At 44.5% G+C, this 15,410-nt stretch carries 12 protein-coding genes; 7 read left to right on the forward strand and 5 right to left on the reverse strand.

The window, feature by feature from the left end; translation table 11 throughout:
• Positions 1 to 94 precede the first annotated feature (94 nt).
• Positions 95 to 679, forward strand: a complete 585-nt coding sequence (locus AC1VYS_RS14570; RefSeq protein ID WP_482914865.1) for a hypothetical protein — start codon at positions 95 to 97, stop codon at positions 677 to 679.
• 1,211 nt (positions 680 to 1,890) lie between these two features.
• Here the strand turns inward: AC1VYS_RS14570 and arfA are convergent.
• The gene (gene arfA, locus AC1VYS_RS14575) at positions 1,891 to 3,399 is read right to left on the reverse strand and encodes an arabinosylfuranosidase ArfA (protein WP_482914866.1); all 1,509 of its coding nucleotides are present in this window, start codon (positions 3,397 to 3,399) and stop codon (positions 1,891 to 1,893) included.
• A gap of 332 nt (positions 3,400 to 3,731) precedes the next feature.
• Here arfA and AC1VYS_RS14580 point away from each other — a divergent pair, with 332 nt between their 5' ends.
• The 4 genes from AC1VYS_RS14580 to AC1VYS_RS14595 all read left to right on the forward strand — a co-directional run bounded on the left by AC1VYS_RS14580 (position 3,732) and on the right by AC1VYS_RS14595 (position 9,619).
• Complete coding sequence (locus AC1VYS_RS14580) at positions 3,732 to 4,673, forward strand: ArsR/SmtB family transcription factor (RefSeq protein WP_482914867.1); 942 nt, start codon at positions 3,732 to 3,734, stop codon at positions 4,671 to 4,673.
• A gap of 236 nt (positions 4,674 to 4,909) precedes the next feature.
• Positions 4,910 to 5,758 (forward strand): BglG family transcription antiterminator LicT, encoded by an 849-nt coding sequence (gene licT / locus AC1VYS_RS14585; RefSeq protein WP_482914868.1) that lies wholly within the window; start codon positions 4,910 to 4,912, stop codon positions 5,756 to 5,758.
• A gap of 156 nt (positions 5,759 to 5,914) precedes the next feature.
• On the forward strand, positions 5,915 to 7,912 hold the full coding sequence (locus tag AC1VYS_RS14590; protein ID WP_482914869.1) for a beta-glucoside-specific PTS transporter subunit IIABC: 1,998 nt from the start codon (positions 5,915 to 5,917) through the stop codon (positions 7,910 to 7,912).
• A 240-nt stretch (positions 7,913 to 8,152) separates the two neighbouring features.
• On the forward strand, positions 8,153 to 9,619 hold the full coding sequence (locus AC1VYS_RS14595) for a glycoside hydrolase family 1 protein (protein ID WP_482914870.1): 1,467 nt from the start codon (positions 8,153 to 8,155) through the stop codon (positions 9,617 to 9,619).
• A 144-nt stretch (positions 9,620 to 9,763) separates the two neighbouring features.
• Here the strand turns inward: AC1VYS_RS14595 and arr are convergent, their stop codons facing one another.
• Positions 9,764 to 10,180: an NAD(+)--rifampin ADP-ribosyltransferase gene (gene arr, locus AC1VYS_RS14600; protein WP_482910290.1), complete on the reverse strand. Its 417-nt coding sequence runs from the start codon at positions 10,178 to 10,180 to the stop codon at positions 9,764 to 9,766.
• 251 nt (positions 10,181 to 10,431) lie between these two features.
• Entirely contained in the window at positions 10,432 to 11,316 is an 885-nt protein-coding gene (locus AC1VYS_RS14605; protein ID WP_482910291.1) for a LysR family transcriptional regulator, read from the reverse strand.
• A gap of 165 nt (positions 11,317 to 11,481) precedes the next feature.
• Here AC1VYS_RS14605 and AC1VYS_RS14610 point away from each other — a divergent pair, with 165 nt between their 5' ends.
• Both AC1VYS_RS14610 and AC1VYS_RS14615 read left to right on the forward strand, forming a co-directional pair.
• Positions 11,482 to 12,228 (forward strand): acetoacetate decarboxylase, encoded by a 747-nt coding sequence (locus AC1VYS_RS14610; protein WP_482910292.1) that lies wholly within the window; start codon positions 11,482 to 11,484, stop codon positions 12,226 to 12,228.
• Between the two features lie 13 nt (positions 12,229 to 12,241).
• Positions 12,242 to 13,279, forward strand: a complete 1,038-nt coding sequence (locus AC1VYS_RS14615) for a ketopantoate reductase family protein (protein WP_482910293.1) — start codon at positions 12,242 to 12,244, stop codon at positions 13,277 to 13,279.
• Between the two features lie 185 nt (positions 13,280 to 13,464).
• Here the strand turns inward: AC1VYS_RS14615 and AC1VYS_RS14620 are convergent, their stop codons facing one another.
• On the reverse strand, positions 13,465 to 14,112 hold the full coding sequence (locus AC1VYS_RS14620; protein WP_482910294.1) for a TetR/AcrR family transcriptional regulator: 648 nt from the start codon (positions 14,110 to 14,112) through the stop codon (positions 13,465 to 13,467).
• Positions 14,099 to 15,301: an MFS transporter gene (locus AC1VYS_RS14625; protein ID WP_482910295.1), complete on the reverse strand. Its 1,203-nt coding sequence runs from the start codon at positions 15,299 to 15,301 to the stop codon at positions 14,099 to 14,101. The genes AC1VYS_RS14620 and AC1VYS_RS14625 overlap by 14 nt, the downstream gene beginning before the upstream one ends.
• Positions 15,302 to 15,410: the final 109 nt, after the last annotated feature.

Here is a 15,410-nt window from a genome sequence, read left to right on the forward strand (position 1 = left end):
TCATACTTTCGGCACACGGATGTGCTATTCGCACAGGCAAGTCGTCCACCCAACGCGTAGACTGAAGTAGATCAAGTCGAGTGAGGTGAATACCATGGCTAAGACCAATGAAATACACGTCAAGGCAAAACGATTCAAGGATCGTCCGGTCTGCGTGACTCTTCATAATGGTGAGACGTACATCGGGTACATCTCTGGCGTGAATAACGAGGGCGTAGAGCTTACCGGAGGCGGGAAATTAACACAAACTCCAACGTCCCCAGCAAGAAAAACAGTTGCTGCACGGAGTAATTCGCCCAAAAAGAAACCCCGGGCTACCGGAGCGAACAAAAACGCATCCTCCCCGAGACGAAAAAAAGTCAATTATTCCCGCAAGTCATCCGCATCATCTCGAATAACTGCCCGTAGGACGTCACGTCAAGCGCAAGTATCATCCTTCATGCCTATGATGGGCTCCTTGTTGGGCGGCCTCGGCGGAGCAGGATCATTTGGAGGTATGCTTGGAGGAGGCATGCGTTTGTTCGGCATGATTCAGCGTTTTGTACCTGTCGTGAAAATGGGCTACGGCATGATTAAACAAATTCAGCCGTTTATGGGTGCCGTGCAAGGTTTGATGTCACCCGCAAGCCAAGCTCAAGAAAATGAAGATGAGGCTGAAGCGGAAATCCAACGGGGGTAACAAGAGTAAAAAAAGTAACAAGTATAGTATCAAGAACATGTTGATGTTTGAGCGGGAGAGAAGATAAGTAAGCGCCTAGTAAGCGCTCCTAAGTCGCTATTATAGCGGCTTTTTTTATCGTTTAAGTTTTTTTCGGAATAGGATAAAAATTCAATAGGGGGACTAGCTTCAGTAAATTCAGACTTTTCGGCTGGAGGGAGCATGATTAAGTATTAATGATAAATTATTCCAAATTATGTGTTATGATATTTTAAGGTAATATACAGTACGTAATCATTTCTATGATCTAGAGGTGGAAACAGCAATGAAAAATAGAAACATAACAGGTATTGTAGTGGCTATAATATATTGCATTGTATTATATATTTTTTTGACTGATTCTCCACCAGGTGAAGCTCCCAATCATCCTCGCTGGGTATACTTATTGTTCCCGCTTGGAGCGATTGCAATAACGTCATTGTTTGATTATGTCATCAAGTTCGATTTCTTTAGGGTGAAGAAATGATCCTCAAAGCCTGTTAGATTAACTTTAAAAGTCGAATGTAGCATAAAATGTAGGATAGATTTCTTTAAGTCGTGGCATGTTGCTCTTCTTAATTCATGTGAAGAGAAGTTTTTTGAGCCTAAAGCGCTAACGATCACCAGGAAGCTTATTTGTGTAGATATTGAGCTTTGAACATTCTAATGATCCTGAGAGAGCTTATTTTGTTGAAAAGACGTGATTTTACCTTAAAAACACCCAAATTGTCCCAAATAGCGTCTCCTGTGATCGTTAAAATAAAAAATGACCTCAAAGGAGCCAAATAAGCTCCGCTGAGATCGTTAGAATTTAGGCTAGACTCCCAAGCCACATATCTAAGCTACATTATGTGTGTGTCTTAAACCCACTGAAGTGCTTCTTTTACTGCCTTTTTGTCCCCACTGTGTCACTTTCCCCTGACGTACTCCTGCACGTCTGCGGTGAACCTTCCTGCCTTGGAACAAAATCAATAAAATTGGATTCCTACATTGAATTCCTCTAGCGGTTTCGGACACAGCCTAGTTGGTTAGTGCTGTATTGGGTTTAGAAGTTCCACATAAAGAGGGGAAATATAGTGGACGAACGGTCATCCTCTAATTGCTACAAGTGCTGCTTCAGCAAATGCTAATACTAAGGTTAAAGCCCAGAGCGGGTATGCTCTGGGCTTTTGGATCTAGCGCGATTTGCAGGATTACGCTTGTTTTGTTTTCAAACGGATCACGTTCCATGAAGCTTTGTTCAGCACCGCTTGTACTTTACCTTGATCCACGGTTGTATGTCCGCCATTGTGAGGCAATACGTTACGTGGATTTTCTTTGGTGTTGCTTGCTTTCAGGTCATTGCTTTCCAGGACAATGTGCTCCACAAATGTCGTTTCTCCGAAGGAGCGAAGGTCAACATTCAGTTCCATTGACTCGTCAAGATGTCTGTTCACCGCAAAGATGGTAATGGTGCCGTTTTCTTCATCATGCACACTGATCGATTCCAGATAAGGTACATCGGTGAAGTCTTTGGAATCATATTTCGGTGAAGATGTGATGGACCGCAATACTGTTCCACGTCCGAAGTTGGAAGCGTGCAGGAACGGGAAGTAAGTCGTTTGTAACCAGATTGCGCCGTTATTCTCCGTCATGATTGGTGCGATCGTGTTAATCAACTGCGCAAGGCAAGCCATTTTTACACGGTCAGCATGTTTCAGAATGGTGATCAGATAACAGCCCACTGCCAGCGCATCTTCATGCGTGTACACATCTTCGAACTCTGGAGGAGCAATCTGCCAGCGCTCTTCCATACGGCTTGTACCAATGGATTTCCACACATTCCATTCATCCAAGGAGAGCATCAATTTCTTTTTGCTACGTTTTTTCGCTTGTACAAAATCACAGATCGAAGCCACACTATCAATAAATTGATCCAGATCCAGCGAGGTCGCCAGGAAGTCATACGTGTTGTCTTTGTTGTTATTGTAATACTGATGCAGAGACAAGTAGTCTACATTTTCATAGGTAAGATCGAGCACGGTTGCTTCCCAATCTGCAAATGTCTTCATATCACGGCTAGAGCTGCCGCATGCAACGAGTTCGATCTCCGGATCAACCCATTTCATCGCTTTGGCTGTTTCATTGGCAATACGGCCATATTCATATGCGGTCATCGCACCAATCTGCCAAGGACCGTCCATTTCATTCCCGAGGCACCATGTTTTGAATTTATGTGGATCTTTATATCCGTGAGAGATACGCAGGTCACTCCAGTATGTGCCGGAAGGGTGGTTGCAGTACTCAACCAGATTTCGGGCTGCATCGATACCGCGCGTTCCCAAGTTAACAGCCATCATCACTTCCGTACCTGCCAGCTTGGCCCAATCTGCAAATTCGTTCGTGCCCACAGCATTGGTTTCAATCGTCCACCATGCAAGCTCAAGTCTGCGTTTACGATCAGCTACTGGACCCACACCATCTTCCCAGTTGTAACCGGATACGAAATTGCCGCCCGGATAACGAACGATGGGTACTTTAAGCGCTTTAATCGCTTCAATTGCATCCTGACGAAAGCCTTGTGCATCTGCGGTTGGATGACCTGGATCATAAATACCGCCATATACTGCACGTCCCAGATGTTCAATAAATGAACCGTAGACACGCGGGTCTACTTCAGCAATCTGAAAATCTTTATCGATCAGCATTTTGGATTTAAGCATAGTGAAAACCTCCATAGATTAATTTTATAGTGCACGTGATTGATTTTGTAATACATATCATCGTTTGTAATGTCATATGTTGTCGCTAATCACTAATGCATATTGAATTCGCCTAAAAGCAAAATCAATACATTGATTTGTTATCTAATATGTATCATAATGCGAATATACAGAGCAAGTTCATTTTTCACAGTTCGCTAAATAACGAATTCTAAATCTAAATCTAAATCTATATCTATATACACAAGATTGAATTAATCGACAGAACAAAAGCTGGATCACAAATGAGATACCCAATATATAAGCAGACTATACAAAAGGAAGTGGATTCTATGATGCTTGGAACAGATGCATCTTCGCTGCTTGTCTACGAGGCGTTAGCCAGTGAAGCCCGTTTAAATATAGTGCGCCTGTTGCTTCAAAACAAAGAAATGCATATTAACGCTCTCGCTCAAGAGCTTTATTTAAGCAAAGCCATTGTGAGCACCCATGTCAGCAAATTGCAGAAGGCAGGCATTGTAGGCAGCCGAATGAAACGGGAGAATGGCGGGACCTACAAATATTGTTTTATCGTACAGGAGTTCATGACCATTCAACTGTCGCCACCCGAGCCCGCTGACGCTTCTTATCATGAAGTATCCATCCCGGTTGGGCATTATACAGATTATGAAGCATGGCCTACATGCGGGCTGGCAACGACAACTCAGATGATCGGACAATACGACACACCCGCCTGTTTCATGGACCCCGATCGGGTGAACGCGTCAATTCTTTGGATGGCACGAGGTTTTCTGGAATATAAGATTCCCAATTATCTGCATAATGATCAACATCTTCGGGAGATAGAGATATCACTCGAACTCAGTTCGGAAGCGCCCAAGGTCAATGAAAACTGGCCATCCGATATCCGTTTTACGCTTAACGGTAATGATCTGGGTATATGGACAAGCCCAGGTGACTTCGGTGATCGAAAGGGCAAGCATACGCCGCTATGGTGGAAACTAGATGTCAACCAGTATGGCGTGTTAAAAGTACTGCGCATCAACGAGGACGGTACGTTTATAGATGGTCAACGAATCTCGGATGTGTCCATCTCGGACCTAAAACTGCAAGCAGCTACTTATTGGACGTTTGGACTGAAGCCGGAAGAAGGTGCGGCAGAACGAGGAGGGCTTACGCTGTTTGGCAAAGGTTTTGGCAACTACGATCAGGACATTCTGATTCGATATTATTATGATGATAACGCCAGGGGAAACAAGACTTCAGAAGAATAGAATGTGCAATTTGGTATCAACCTATATAAGGTAAGTGCAAAAGCCAATATAAACGAAGCATATACCCATTCCAGCGTTATGGTATTGACAACGATTACATGGCTGGTATAGAATATAGCTAAATAAGGAGTGTCACTGATTCGATCAGGCACCACCACAGTCTGGATCTCACAAGTTTATTTTCTTGTGTACCTGGCCATGGTGGTGCTTTTTGCATATATGGGGGTGAAAACATCATGAGGTTCAAGAAATCGTTAAACAACAATATCGCCCTGGCGGAGGATGCCGAAGGCTGTGAAGTCATTGTCATCGGAACGGGTGTAGGCTTCAAAAAAGTAAAGGGACAGCCGATCGAGCAAAGCCAGATTCAGAAAACGTTCCGGATCGGCTCGAATGATAAATATCAACGAGTCGAGCAATTTCTTAGCGATATCCCTCTGCAAGTTATCGATATCACGGATCAGATTATAGAAGAAGGCAGGGAGATCATTGGGAAAAAGCTGAATGATTCTATCCTATTAACGCTTGCGGATCATATTCATTTTGCTCTGGATCGTTTCAGAAAAGGTGTGGACATGCAAAATCCGCTGCATTGGGATATTCGCCATCTGTATCCTGCAGAATACCGCGCTGGAGAGTTGGCGGTATGCAAGATCAATGAAGCTTTTCTAGTCGCATTGCCTGCAGGTGAGGCCAGCTCGATTGCTCTTCATTTTGTAAATTCACAATTTGATTCGGGCAGCATGAATCAGACGATCAAGATTACACAGATGATTAATGACATTCTTGCGATCATGACCGATCATTTTGGAAGGGCACTGAATCAGGAGTCTGCTGATTTCTCCAGGTTCATCACCCATCTTAGATACTTCATCGTTCGGCAAATGAACCGGGAAGTGCTCTCATTCAAGGATCAGCAGTTTTTATATGATGTATTGTCGGAACGATATCCTGACAGCTTCCAATGCGCACTCAAGATCAAGGAGACGATGGAACAGCAACGCGGATTTGTAATTACTCCCGATGAGATGGTATACCTTATGATCCACATCGAAAGAGTAACATCCCGTACCGACACGGGTTGACCTCAAAACAGCTCTTAGAAGATATTCCATCACCATGTGAATTGAATATGGAGTGTTACTGATTCGATCAGGCACCACCAAATGTTTCCGATTCCGCTTCAGTAGCGGGGCGGGCTTACATTTGGTTTTTTTTTCGCCAAAAAAGGAGGAAGCAGCATGAATCACCGGGAGTTGGCCAAAGAGATCATCCGATTAACAGGAGGGCAGGAAAATATTACGCAAGCCTGGCATTGCATCACTCGATTGCGCTTTAATGTGCGTGAAGAAAAGAAAGTGCAACTTGAACAGATTCGCGCACTGGATGGTGTTCTTGGGGCACAGTTCCAAAACGATCAGTTCCAGGTTGTGATTGGCAACAAAGTTGCAGCTGTGTATGAAGAGCTGGAAGAGCAATTGAAACAAGCTGGTGCAACGGAAACAAAAGCAGAACCGCCGCGTTCAAGAGGTCTTAATGCCGTACTGGACACGATCTCGGGTATTTTCACCCCGATTCTTCCAGCCATTGTAGGTACCGGGATGCTGAAAGGCATTCTCGCATTACTTGTTACACTTGGGGCCATTCAAGAGACTAGCGGTGAGTATCAGATTTTGGCGTCCATAGCCAATGCGGCCTTTTATTTCTTGCCGTTCCTGCTCGCTGTATCGTCTGCGCGGAAGTTTAAAGTGAATGAATATATCGCCTTGACCCTTGCAGGTACACTATTATATCCAACCATTTTGAATGCTTATCTGGAAAATCATCTGGAGCCGATTCGTTTTCTATCTCTGCCAGTGTCGATCGTGAATTACACCCAGTCTGTCATTCCTATTATTCTCGGAGTGTGGCTCCTTAGTTATGTACATCGCTGGGTGGATCGTTTCATTCCTGGTCCGGTTAAAGTGATATTCACCTCAATGATCGTGCTGGTGATAACCGTTCCGATTCTGTTAATCGCCATCGGGCCGCTTGGTAATTACATCGGTATCTATCTGGAGATCGGTACATCCTGGCTCTTTGCTCACTCGGGCCCATTAACAGGAATCGTGCTGGGCGGACTTATGCCAGTGATCGTTATGACAGGTATGCATTATGCATTTTTCCCGGGAACATTACAGAATTTGAGCAAACTCGGTTATGACGTGCTGTTACTGCCGCTTAACCTTGTAGCCAATATGAGTCAAGCTGGTGCCGTAATGGCGGTATTCCTCAAAACTAGAAACAAATCAATGAAATCGATTGCTTTATCCAGCGGGATTTCTGCTTTTCTGGGCATCACAGAGCCTGCAATCTATGGAGTAACGTTGAAACTGAAAAAACCGTTCTACGCTTCGATCATTGGTGGAGCAGCCGGCGGTGGATTTATTACAGCGGTAGGGCTAAAATGTTTTGGTTTTGCCGTTCCGGGTCTGCTGTCATTGCCTCTATACATTGGTCCAAACGGGGGTATGGCGAATTTCTGGTACGCGCTCATCGGTGTGGGCATCAGCTTCGTAGTTTCGTTTACAGTGACCTTATTGCTTAAGTGGGATGAACCGATTACGCAGCAAACTGGTGGGGCAACTTCCTCCGAGGGAGGAAGTGAAACCCAGTTAACAGAAGCTAAAGCAACAATAGCTCCAACAACAGCATCGGAATCAGCGAAACGATCAGGAACAACAAATCAGTCTAATCAAGAACCTGCACCACCGCCTGTGACCGTTCATTCAATTGAGGAAAAGAAAGGTGAAATATTCAGTCCGCTTACCGGTGAACTGGTCTCACTCAAAGAACTGCCTGATCCTACGTTTGCAGAGGAAATGACGGGAAAAGGAATTGCAATTATTCCAAAAGAGGGCCGTGTAACCGCACCATTTGACGGAACGGTCACAATGATCGCGAAAAGCAAACATGCTATCATGCTGACTTCCTCCAGCGGAATCGACATTCTCATTCATGTTGGACTTAACACGGTGTCCCTGAAAGGCAAGTTTTTTGAAGAGAAGGTTGTTATCGGACAACGAGTGAACAAGGGAGATTTATTGCTGGAGTTTGATATCGAGAGCATTCAAGCTGCCGGTATTGATCTGACCACCCCGGTCATTGTAGCCAACACGCCAGATTATCTTGACGTAGTACCCGTTCAGGTGAAGGGGGTGGTTCCAATGAATGAATTACTGCTACTCACCGTTCGTTAAAACCGCTTATTACAAAACAACGAATGAAGGCTTTCTATCGTGCAGCAAGTTTTAAAATTTAACGTTATATTTACACAAAAACGGAGAGGACAGAAATAACCTGGAAAAGCAACGCGATCGCCTTTATCACCATATTTTCCAATTAAAATTAATTCAAAAAAATCTGGGGGTAACAGCGATTGGAAGGTTAGTCTGTTATTGAAGTGGCAAGTGTAAATAAAAAAAAGGAGAGAAACCATCATGACACAAACAACAAAACACACATTCCCTAAAGGATTCCTATGGGGCGGAGCTACCGCAGCCAATCAGCTGGAGGGCGCATTTGACGCAGACGGCAAAGGACTTTCCACCTCTGACATGGCACCTTATGTGCCGCATGAAGAGCGAAATGGTAAAGATTTTACCTTTGACGTAAACTCCGTTGAACTGGAACAATATTTGAGTGGTAACACCGATGTGTATTTCCCGAAACGGAATGGAGTGGATTTTTACCACCGTTACAAAGAAGATATCGCATTGTTTGCCGAGATGGGCTTTAAAGTATTCCGTCTTTCCATCGCTTGGCCGCGAATTTTCCCGACAGGAGAAGAAAGCGTTCCGAACGAAGCTGGCCTTGCTTTCTATGATAAAGTGTTCGACGAACTGTTGAAATACGGCATTGAGCCACTAGTTACGATCTCTCACTATGAGATGCCGATTGAGTTAACCCGCAAATATAATGGCTGGGAAAGCCGCGAGATGATTGAACTGTACTTAAAATTTGCCAACACATTGTTCGACCGTTACAAAGATAAAGTGAAATACTGGATCACGTTCAATGAGATGAATATGATGTTGACCAGCTTGTATACAGGTGGCGGCATTTTGGAAGATAAAATTAAAGGCACACCGGAACAGGTAGCCTATCAAGCAACACACCATCAGTTTGTAGCGAGTGCGCTGGCTGTAAAAAGCGGCAAAGAAAAAATGCCTAATGCCCAAATCGGCTGTATGATCTGCCGTCTGGAGACATACGCTGCATCCAGCAAACCGGAAGATGCACTGCAAACCATGAAGGAAGATCAGATGAACCTGTTCTATCCGGAAGTTCAGGCGCGTGGAGAGTACCCGTCCTATATGCAACGATATTTTAAAGAGCAAGGCATTGAACTGGTGAAAGAGCCTGAAGATGATGCGATTATTCGCGACAATACAGTGGACTTTATTGCATTCAGTTATTACATGACGTATATCGGAAAATACGACCCGAATGACAACAGCAACTCCGGTATGCTGGTAAGTCAGATCAAAAACCCTCATCTGAAAGCCACCGAATGGGGATGGCCAATCGATCCAATCGGTCTTCGCATCGCGCTGAACCGGTTGTATGACCGCTACCGGATGCCGCTCTTTATCGTAGAGAACGGGCTCGGCGCTACGGATACGCTCGAAGAGGACGGATCTGTGCATGATCCTTATCGCATTGATTACCTGCGTAGCCACATCGAGCAGATGAAAGAAGCGGTAGCTGACGGTGTGGAACTAATGGGATTCACCAGCTGGGGACCGATTGATATTATCAGCTGCTCTACATCCGAGATGGGTAAACGTTATGGCTTTATCTATGTTGATCAAGACAACGCGGGTCATGGTTCGCTGGATAGAACACGCAAAGACTCATTCTATTGGTACAAACAAGTGATTGAGTCTAATGGTGAGATCCTCTAAACGTCCGTAATTTGGAATTTATACTTCTAACCTCATAACCGAAGAAATACAAATCCATTAAAAAATATACTCATGTCATGTAAAGCAAAGGAAGGAGGGCCTATAACAGGCTGCTCCTTTTTTTGTTATCAGCTCGTTCATACATTAATCATAGATCACATTTTTACCTTCATCACTTAACTTTTTCAGAGATGTAGTCATATGATCAATTTCTGCGTCAGTGTGTCGTTCCCATGAACCTAGTTCAGCGACGATCTTTAGCGGGGATTTGGATCGATAGGATCGGGTTGGGTTTCCAGGGAATCGTTTATCCGTTACGTTAGGGTCATTCTCAAAATCTCCTAGTGGTTCTACGACGTAAATTCGTTCTTTTGCACTCGATCTGGCAAGTTCAGCGCCCCATTTGGCGGCATTTAAGGTTCCAGTGAAGTAGATGTGATTCGACTTTTTGTCTTGATAATTGGATAAGTACTGAGGTTCCAATAGATCACCAATATTCAGTTTTGCTTTGGTACCATGGAAAAAAGGGCCTTGATCCAATACATTCTTTGTGTCATCCATGCCGAAACACCTCTTTTTTTATTGGATTTGTATTTAGCAGTATAGTGCAGGCATCGGTGAAAAAATAGTCTGTTATTCTATTTTCGTAAACGTTATAATTAGAGTAGAGGAAAGATACTGTCCTGTTGAACAGACCATAATTGTTTTAATTAAGCCGCTAATTTAGCGGCTTTTTTTGTGTTTAACACGAACAGCAGTCAGCCGATGACCCAAGGCTGCGTCAATTACCTGCCATCGAATTCTCATTCATATTACACCTTAAACATCGAGGCATTGGATGCGTAATACGAAATAATAAAATGTTGGAATTGTTCCAATGATGAAGAGAGGTTTCGATGTTTCATCCATGACAAGCTGATCGGATATACGGCGGCATCGTCAGCAATCGGCACATAGTGCAGTCCAAGATTACGACAGACAGAGACAGGCAGCAGTGCGACCCCACGATCCAGTCTGATGATCTCGACCAACGTATGAGAATCGACCTCGAATGCCAAATGGGGAACAAAACCTGCCCTTTCACACAACATCATGGTGAAACGTCGGTATTCATCGTTATTGGCGAGAGAAAGAAAAGGTTCACTCGCAGCGGCGTGTAATGAAATTTGCTTTTCACTGCCATAAGCATGATCAGCAGGCAAGACAAGCACAATGTCCTCCTCGACAAGCACACGGCTGTCAATCTCCTCATCCTGAACCGGGTAGCCGGTGATCCCCAGATCCACATCTCCTTTTTTCAGCTGTGTAATAATGTCATTTCGACTTGCAATACCTTGATGAAGCTGTGAATCGGGGAAAACTTCGATATACTCACGTATCAAACCTGATAGAAATCTTGAATTGGAGATGGAGATCCGAATCAACCTCGACAGTTCATCCTCTTTTTCCGTAATGGCCAGCATGGCATTCTCCAGCTCAACAAAAATGCGGTTCACGTGTTTCAGCAAAATTTCTCCCGCCGCATTCAGTTCAATGTTTCTACCTTTTCGATGAAAAAGGGGAGTACCCATTTCGTCCTCCAACCGCTTTATGGTGAGACTTAACGAAGGCTGAGCGATATTTAACTGAGCAGCGGCTTTGGAGATATGTTCTGTATACGCTACGGTTTGAAAATATTTCAATTGGAGAAGCTCCACTTGTATGCACTCCTTATTTATTTCAATAAATATATATAGTACTTATTAAGTATTATATTAAATTTAAAGAAAGATGTAGACTTTATTTATAAGCAAATCAACAAATTCAAATTATCAGTTAAAGCAATAATCTAATAACCCGATGCAAAGGCAGGTGTCTTTTTCATGAAAATCGATGTGAACAATATTGCTAAAAACCTGAACACGCCTTTAACAGCCCCGGCATATCCAATGCCACCTTATAAATTCGTGAATCGCGAGTATCTGAACATTATCTACCGAACGGATGAGCAGGCTCTGCGGGCAGCTGTTCCTGAGCCATTGCAAATCACCGAACCCTTGGTGAAATTCGAAGTGATGTGGATGCCGGATGTTTCCGGACTTGGCGCATATACGGAAGCTGGACAGGTCATTCCCGTGCAGTTCAATGGGGAAGACGGGGATTACGTGCATTCGATGTACGTGGATAACTTCCCCGCCATTGCAAGCGGCCGAGAGTTAACGGCTTATCCGAAAAAGCTCGGTGCCCCCAAACTGTATACGGACTCCGATACCCTCGTGGGCACGCTGGACTATGGATCACTACGCGTAGCCACAGCAACGATGGGTTTCAAACATGTGGAGATGGACAAAGAGCTTGCCAAAAAAGAAATCTGCCGTCCCAACTTTATGATCAAAATGGCCACGGATTATACCGGTAACCTTCGCATCTGTGATCTGATCCGTACGCAAATTACCGATATCGAGGTGAAGGAAGCGTGGACAGGCCCGGCTCGGCTACAACTTTTTGAGCATGCGCTTGCGCCTTTGGCTGATTTGCCGGTGCTTGAAGTCGTGTCTGCTTCACACATCCTGACGAACTTAACTTTGAATGCAGCACAGCCTGTATATAACTATCTGGAACAAAAATAAGGAGGCAACACATATGAGAATCGCGATTGTAGGTGCAGGTTCACTTGGAACCATCGTTGGTGCTTATCTGGCAGATGGCGGAATGGACGTGGAGTTAATTGATGCCTATCAGGAGCATGTCGACGCACTGAATCAGACAGGAGCGAAAGTAATCGGGACGACCGAATTTCAGGCCAAAGTAAAAGCAATCACCCCTGAACAAAAGTCAGGGCAATATGATCTTGTGCTGTTGTTAACAAAACAACTGTTCAATGAATCGGTGCTGAAAGAATTGCTTCCATACCTGCATGAAGATAGCATCGTATGCTCCCTCCAGAACGGGATTCCTGAAGACAGCGTGGCATCTATTGTCGGGGCATATCGAGTTATCGCTGGTTCCGTTGAATTTGGCGCTACGTTCATGGAACCTGGCGTATCCAGCCTGACCACGGCGTATCCTCAATTCAAGCAGTACGCATTCCAGATCGGGGAATTGAACGGAGAGACGACCGAGCGAATTCAGCGTGTTAAAGAAGTGCTGGATCTGGTTGGAGGTACACATATCTCGGATAACCTGGTAGGAACGAAATGGTCAAAACTGCTAATCAACAATGCTTTTAGCGGTTTATCTGCTGCACTGAACGGCACGTATGGAGATATTTTGGATCATGAAGCGGGCATTCGAAGTGCGGTTCATATTATTGACGAAACGATCAAGGTCGGACAGGGGAACGGTGTTTCTTTTGTCACCATGAACGGATTCGATATGGCTTCATTGGAGCTACAGAGCGAAATGGAAATCCCTGCACGTATTGAAACGTTACGCCATGTAATGGAACCTTCCAGATTGCTTAAAGCGAGCATGTTACAGGATCTGGAGAAACAACGTAAAACGGAAATTCACTATATCAACGGCGTAGTTTCGAGCAAGGCAAAAGGTACGGATATTGCAACACCGTATAATGATACGGTCGTTAAACTGGTCGAAGCCGCAGAAGAAGCACAGAGCGTACCTGAGTTTGCAGCCAACATTCATGCGTTTGAGCAGCTTTTGAATATGTCTCGGGTGTAAAGCTTGAAGCTTGATGTAATCACAAATTCATAACACAAAACGCAAAACGCAAAACGCAAACAAAGAAGCCTTACCTTCCACATGAGTACAAGAACTCTACGTGTGAGGGAGGGCTTCTTTTATTTTGCAAACTCTAGCTCAGGGATCGTTGGCCAATCTGTCTAATCTTGCTCCACGAATTGACTCTATCGGTTGTCCTCATTGCCTGCATAATGCAACAGCATATCAACCAACTGCTTTGTCATCTGATCATCCAGTTGATGAAGTTCATGTGAGCGCTGTGTAAACATCTTCTGGAGCATACCCATCATCACCGTAAATATGAACTGCGCGAGCTTAAGCGGAGGGGTAGCATTGCGGATGCTACCATCGGCAACTCCTGAATTCAATGCTTCAAGCAGGAAGTGGTTCTCTTTACCGTTTTGGATAAACCGTTCATAAATATCCTTCAGTTCCGGCTGAAAATGAACCACCTCGTAATTGATATCGAATAGTTGGATAAAACGAATATGGTCCGGATTTTCCTTAGCAAAAGAAACCCATCCGTTTAGCATCGCTGCAAGCTGTTCACGGCCACTATCACTTGGGCTTGCAGCCTGTCCGACGTGCAGGGTCATGCTTTCAACCAACTGCATCTGAATGGTAAGCAACAGCTCATCGATCGATTGAAAATGTTTATAGAAGGTCACTCGGCTTAGATTCGCTTCAGCACAAATGTCTTTAATCTTCACTTGAAGCAGACCGTGCTTTAGAAAAAGGTGCTTACCCGCTTCGATCAGTTCATCCCGATTCTGATTTTTTAACTGCTGATGCCAATTCTCATTCGCTTGCATATCGGTTTCCTTTCTTGGAGCGTTGTGCATTCATTGTAAGTGATAACGCAGCTAACAACATAAAGGCACCAAAAATATACGGAAAGTTTACGTTTTTGTCAAATAGCAGACCTGCAACGAGCGGGCCGAAGACGGTTCCCAGACTGGAATAGGTCGTATTCAGGCCAGAGGCGTAACCTTGACGATCCCCGGCGCTTTTGGATATCAGGGAGCTGACAGTCGGTCGCAGGAACGCATTAAATGCAAAATAAAGCGCTGATGCAAATAACAGAAATACTAGATTCACCTTAATTAACATGAGCAAGAGAGCAATCGGGGTCATGATTAAGGACAGACGGATGAGCTTGATTTCGCCCAAGCGTTTCACAAAAAAGTCCAGTAGCCAGATCTGGATCACGATACCGATAATCGCTCCCATGGTGATGATAACCGAGATCGTAGAAGCATTAAAGCCGTATTTGTATTTGGCAAACAGCGAGAAGACCGTCTCATAACTCATCAGACCAAAGGTCATCACCAGAATAATCAACAAGTATCCAAAATAAGGAACCTTGAACGAACTCCAGATTTGTTCGCCCATAGTGAACCCTTTTTTCTTCGACGTTGAGATTGTTCTCTTTTCAGGTGGAAGAGTCTCTGGCAAGAGAAGGGTAAGCATTGCCGCAACTAAACCCAATCCAGAAGCGACGAAATACGGCATACGCACACCCATCTCGGCAATAAAACCGCCCAAACCTGGCCCTAGCACCATACCCAGGTTCATCGATGCACCGAAATAACCCATCCCTTTGGCACGAGTCTCGGGAGTTGTAATATCGGCCACATAAGCCAGATTGGCTGGAACCATCAGACCTAGACTGATTCCCCCGATGAAACGAGCGATATAGAGAAGAGGCAAAGATGTCGATACCGCAAAAATAAGATCTGATACGACAACCAGAAACATACCTGCCATAATCAGCTTTTTACGCCCAAAGCGGTCAGCCCATTGTCCTCCGAGGGGCGAAAACAGAAACTGAGCTGCGCCAAAGGCCGCGACCAAAAATCCGGCAACGGTGCCTCCTGCATGGAACAGCTTGAGATACTCCGGTAATATCGGAATCAGCATCCCTTGTCCGAGCAAAGCAATAAACAGATTTAACATCAGAATGAACATCGGAAAGCGGGTGGATTGTGTCATTGTACGCATACGTTTTAAATTTCTCCTTCTCCATCATGTACACATTTTACGGTTTACACATCGTTAACCTTTACTCAATGTAAACCATTATAGTGTGTTATAATTCCTGTTGTAAATA

It is taken from the genome of Paenibacillus sp. G34, from assembly GCF_056856875.1.

Coding starts and splice junctions, on each gene's coding strand:
- licT (WP_482914868.1), top strand. CDS start 4,910: ATGAGGTTCAAGAAATCGTTAAACAACAATATCGCCCTGGCGGAGGAT.
- AC1VYS_RS14580 (WP_482914867.1), top strand. CDS start 3,732: ATGATGCTTGGAACAGATGCATCTTCGCTGCTTGTCTACGAGGCGTTA.
- arfA (WP_482914866.1), bottom strand. CDS start 3,399: ATGCTTAAATCCAAAATGCTGATCGATAAAGATTTTCAGATTGCTGAA.
- AC1VYS_RS14620 (WP_482910294.1), bottom strand. CDS start 14,112: ATGCAAGCGAATGAGAATTGGCATCAGCAGTTAAAAAATCAGAATCGG.
- AC1VYS_RS14610 (WP_482910292.1), top strand. CDS start 11,482: ATGAAAATCGATGTGAACAATATTGCTAAAAACCTGAACACGCCTTTA.
- AC1VYS_RS14625 (WP_482910295.1), bottom strand. CDS start 15,301: ATGCGTACAATGACACAATCCACCCGCTTTCCGATGTTCATTCTGATG.
- AC1VYS_RS14615 (WP_482910293.1), top strand. CDS start 12,242: ATGAGAATCGCGATTGTAGGTGCAGGTTCACTTGGAACCATCGTTGGT.
- AC1VYS_RS14595 (WP_482914870.1), top strand. CDS start 8,153: ATGACACAAACAACAAAACACACATTCCCTAAAGGATTCCTATGGGGC.
- AC1VYS_RS14590 (WP_482914869.1), top strand. CDS start 5,915: ATGAATCACCGGGAGTTGGCCAAAGAGATCATCCGATTAACAGGAGGG.
- arr (WP_482910290.1), bottom strand. CDS start 10,180: ATGGATGACACAAAGAATGTATTGGATCAAGGCCCTTTTTTCCATGGT.
- AC1VYS_RS14570 (WP_482914865.1), top strand. CDS start 95: ATGGCTAAGACCAATGAAATACACGTCAAGGCAAAACGATTCAAGGAT.